Source organism: Nostoc cf. edaphicum LEGE 07299 (assembly GCF_015207245.1).
In the GTDB taxonomy this organism is placed as follows: Bacteria; Cyanobacteriota; Cyanobacteriia; order Cyanobacteriales; family Nostocaceae; genus Nostoc; species Nostoc edaphicum_B.
This window is the reverse complement of sequence record NZ_JADEXF010000355.1, coordinates 1-5,108: the sequence shown is the minus strand read 5'-3', so window position 1 is coordinate 5,108 and position 5,108 is coordinate 1. Positions and strand designations below refer to the sequence as shown.

The following is a 5,108-nucleotide window of genomic DNA, read 5'->3' as shown; positions in this document are numbered from 1 at the left end:
ATTATTATATATCGGAATTATTAAAGTTTTGAATATTTGGTAAAATTTTTTATAGCATTATAATTCATAATAATTCAATAATTACGGCATTGTTTACAAAAATTGGAAAAAACCAAAATATCTGACCTAATTATTTAATAATTTGCGCAATCTATTAACGTCTTTTCAGAAAATAAATTATCTAATTTTGTAGAGTAGGCGTTTCGCACGCAACTAAGAACTGGCTTTTAGGATTATCTCCCAGCAAGTAGTTGGATATTTTTTCTGGAGAAGCTCCTAACTAAATAGTTAATGTTTTTTAACATGAAATTACGCAAATTACAAGTAATCTACATTGAACTGATAAAGAGTTCTTTGATTGATGCTGAACTTACATATTTAGTGAGAAATTTAGGAGAGATAATATGGCTTTCGGTACTACAAATCCTGACACGATAAATGGGAGTTCGGGAAATGACACTATAGTTGGTTGGGCTAGTGGTGGTAACGCCAATAGTACCTCCGGTAACGATATCTTGAATGGCTTGGCTGGTAACGATTCCCTCGCAGGTGGGACTGCAAACGACAGTCTAAGCGGTGGAGATGGCAATGATACACTTGATGGAGGTACAGGAAACGACACTCTAAAAGGTGGTGCAGGAAGTGACACCTTCAAAGGCAGTCAGGGTAACGATAGCATTGATGGTGGAGATGGGATTGATACCGCAGACTACAGTCAACTAGGTCAAACCATTACCTTGTCAAGTGTTGGAATCATTCAAAAAGCTGGGGGATTGGGAAAAGACCTACTCTTTAAAGTAGAAAAGATTATTGCTAATCCTAATGTTGCCAACAATACCATAGATGCATCCCAATCTTCGGCTGGAGTATCTATCGCCGTTAACCTGCAAACCCAAAGTTTGGCTGCTAATAAGGTTCCTGGTTTGGGAACATTGTCATTTACCGCAGTCAACTTTGATAATGTCATCGGCACAAATGCAAATGACAGCATTACTGGCGATAACCAAAATAACCGATTATCCGGTAATAATGGCAATGACACACTTGACGGCGGTTTAGGTATTGACACTTTGAATGGGGGAGCAGGTGACGATATTTACATTGTTGACACTACTCTTGATACCATTACAGAGGCGGCGAATTCAGGCATAGATAACGTCCGGTCTTCTGTAAACTACACATTAGGAGCCAATCTGGAGAACCTGAGGCTGAGGGAAGGTGGCAACATTACCGGGATAGGTAACAGTTTTAACAACTTTCTTTTTGGCAATACTTCTAATAACACTATAAATGCAAGAGCAGGCGATGATACCCTAGACGGTAATAATGGCGATGATATCCTCAATGGTGAGGACGGCAATGATAGCCTACAAGGCGGGCCGGGCAATGATATCCTCAATGGGGGATCTGGAAATGATATCCTCATCGGTACTTTTCCTGGTAGTCCGCTTCCACCTGGATTAGGGGAAATTGATAACTTGACTGGCGGGTCTGGGGTAGATAGATTTATCCTGGGAGACGCTGTAAGTGTTTTCTACGACGATAACAACACTACGAATCCTGGTTTTGGAGACTTGGCTACTATTACTGACTTCAACTCTAGCCAAGACCGAATTCAACTCAACGGATTTTCACAGGATTACCGCTTGCAAGTTGTTGGAAGTAACACACGAATATTCTTAGACAAATTGGGAGCAGAGCAAGATGAAATCATCGGTGTTGTGCAGGGGGTAGTGGGTCTCACACTTGATAGTGACAACTTCACTTTTCTATGAGCGGAAAAATACTGGATAAAGTACAAACAATACATTCGCCAGCCCTGAAGGGTTATCTTGCCTGAAGATTGCGGAACTTTCTCTGGTAGCAGTTCTAATCCTGATTTTTCTTATACACTAGGAGTCAGTTTTGCATAAAAACATTGTCAACTTAAGAAAGTACTAATATCAGAAGGCAGATTCAAGAATACTTTTCCTCTTGGCTAGGGGAACACGGCTGCGTGTTCTCCTTTATCCGACATGAGACTTTTTACAAGCCAGTACTTATCTCCAGGAGCAACACATCTTAATTCTTTTTAATTGATTAGCGTTCTAAAATTATCTTGATAATTGCAATTTTGTTTGGGGAAATGATAATCAAAACTAATCACCTTGACAAATTGGATCGTCAATAGTTGCAATAAAACCGATGAAATCCCTCAAAAGTCCCTCATCCAGCTTTTCTAATTCCCAAGCACCAGAACAAACTCCTCAATTGGCCTATAGACCGTTTGGTGGCCAAACTCAAAAAGCATCTTTTACGCCTGTGATACAAACGGAGGTAGAGAATGAAGCTTTTGCAGAAGAAAAGATGGAAGCAGCTGGATTGGAATTACAAGCCAAGCATCGGACGATTACGCCAGAGGGACAAGAACGGCTGACTGTCTTGCAAGCCAAGATGGATCGATCTTTGAATTCTCGACTGGAAAAAGCAACTCGATTTGGTCATAACTTTGCCAATATTCCAGTCAGAAGACCAGATACATCAACACCAATTCAGGCAAAACTGACGATTGGGGAGCCTGGAGATAAGTACGAGCAAGAAGCCGACCAAACGGCGCGTCAGGTGATGCAAAGAATTCATCAGCCACAGAGTGAGCAACTTCAGCGAGAAGAATTACCTGAAGAAGAATTGCAAATGAAACCAAAGGGCAGTATTCAGCGCGAGGAACTGCTAGAGGAAGAAGAAGTACAAATGAAATCTTTGGAAGAAACTCCCTCGCTGCAACGGGAGGAACTACCAAAGGAAGAAAAATTGCAAATGAAGCCGCTTGGTACTTCATTCCAGAGAGTGAATGAGGTAAAATCTCCAAGCAAACCGCTTGGACATGACATTAGTCGAATATCACTGCGGCGTCCACACACAAAACTGACAGTTAACCAACCTGGAGACATTTATGAGCAGGAGGCTGATAGCGTCGCCCAGTTGGTGATGCAGAGGATGAGCGAACCTGTGCAATCTATCCAACGGGAGGCATTACCAGAGGAAGAAGACCAAATACAAATGAAATCCCTGGCGGATTCCGTTACTCCTTTGGTGCAGCGTCAGGGTGGAGGAAGGACAGCCGCAACATCTGAGCTAGAAACTTCAATCCAACAAGCACGTGGCAATGGGCAGCCACTTGCAGATGATATCAAGCACCCAATGGAACAAGCATTTGGGGCTGATTTCGGTAGCGTCCGAGTTCATACTGATGCTCAATCTAATCGCTTAAATGAATCTATACAAGCTCGTGCTTTTACCACAGGACAAGATGTGTTCTTCCGTCAAGGCGAATACTCTCCTGGAAGTAATGCAGGCAAAGAATTACTGGCCCATGAGTTGACGCACGTTGTCCAGCAGAATGGCAGTGCAGTACAGCCTAAATCTCTTCATGTAGCACCAAAAGAAAACAAACTCCAGACAAAAGCTCTACCGACAACCTCTGCGGGGTATGGGCTAGCTATCCAACTGCGGGAGAATTTCCAAAAACCAAGTGACGAAGATAACCAAAAAAATTTAGAATCCAAAACTGATACAGAAAACGGCGAACAACAAAATCAGGCTACGGCAGAAAAACACCAAGCTATCCCCACACCACCAGATGATGGCGGGAACGTGGCAACAGATCCACCCCCGACAAAAAAGGTTGGTGCAGCAGTAACTCAGAAACAGGTTGAGGTCGGGGGAAATAAACCAAAAGAGCCTGAGTCAAAAGATACCAAAGCTAATACAGAAAAGGTCGATTCTCAACAGCAAGCTCAAACCAAAGGAGCAGATTTAGGTAAGGGAAACGCAGATTTATCTGGAGGAAACGCAGGGAAAGCGATCGCAGCATTACCAGGAGCAAATACAACTAATGCAACAGTAAAATTACCTGATGCAGCAGTTGGTAGTAAAGCGATCGCTGATGATGGTAAAAAAGCTCCCACTTGCCCTGAAGATGACCCAGCATTTCAAGCGGTAGCCAGCACAACTAAAGAGGTTGCAGGACTTGAGAAAAAACACCCACCTGCCAATAGCAAAGCCCAAGAAGCCCAAGCGGCAGCCCAACCTCCAGGCAATGAAGTAGACAGCAAAGCGCAAGCCAATCAAGTTGGTGAGATGCAACAAGCCCCAACACCAGGATTTGACGCTGCGGCCTTCAAAGCAAAATTGATGGAGCGCATCGCTGACATGGCTCCCAAGAACTTGGAAGAGGCGGACAACTTTAAAAATAACAATAAACTGGACTCTGTTAAAGGCGATTTGAGTGGTCAGGTTAAAGAAGAACAGAAAAGCTCTCAGAGTCAGCTAGAAGAGAAAACTAAAGAAAAACCTGATACCAGTGGCATTGAAGCGAAGCAAGTAACACCACTGCCAAAGAATGAGCCAGGGACACCGCCAACAGGCGTTGATGCAGATAAAGCTGCACCCAAATCTAAGGGACAAGGTGAAGTCGAGGCACCACTGCAAGAGGACAGTAAAAAACTTGACCAGCAGATGAAAGAGGCGGATGTTACCGAGGAGCAATTGGCAAACTCCAATGAACCGGAGTTTCAAGGGGCACTCGCAGCCAAGAAAGATGCTCAAACCAATGCACAAGAAGCGCCGCCACAATATCGCCAGCAAGAGCAAGGGATACTCGCAACCGCTCAATCTACGGCAGAAGCTACAGCCCAGCAGCATTTGCAAGCAATGCACGGTATCCGTACTCAAAACCTGGGGCAGGTAACAGAACAGCAAGTGGGAGCCAAGGGCAAGGATGAGCAAGCACGGGCAAAAGTTGCTAGTGATATTAATAAGATTTATGACAGTACGAAGGGTAAAGTTGAAAAAACCCTCGGTGAACTAGACGGACAAGTTATACAAGCCTTTGATAATGGTGCTGCGGAAGCCAAGAAAGTCTTCGAGGATTACGTTGGCAAGCGGATGGACGATTATAAGAGCGATCGCTACAGTGGCTTTTTTGGGCCAGCAAAATGGCTGGGAGACAAATTGTTTGGTATGCCCTCAGAGGTGAACGCCTTCTATCAAGAGGGACGGCAGCTTTACATCAATCAGATGGATGGTGTAATTAACAACGTCGTCGCCATTATTAGTAAAGGACTGAC

At 43.8% G+C, this 5,108-nt stretch carries 2 protein-coding genes; both read left to right on the top strand.

Going from position 1 to position 5,108, the window contains the following annotated elements:
- Window positions 1-404 precede the first annotated feature (404 nt).
- A complete protein-coding gene (locus tag IQ229_RS24520) occupies window positions 405-1,775 on the top strand; it encodes a calcium-binding protein (RefSeq protein WP_194044093.1) in 1,371 nt (456 codons plus the stop codon).
- A gap of 409 nt (window positions 1,776-2,184) precedes the next feature.
- Window positions 2,185-5,108: eCIS core domain-containing protein (locus tag IQ229_RS12430; protein ID WP_228013421.1), on the top strand; the 2,924-nt coding region annotated here is incomplete at its 3' end.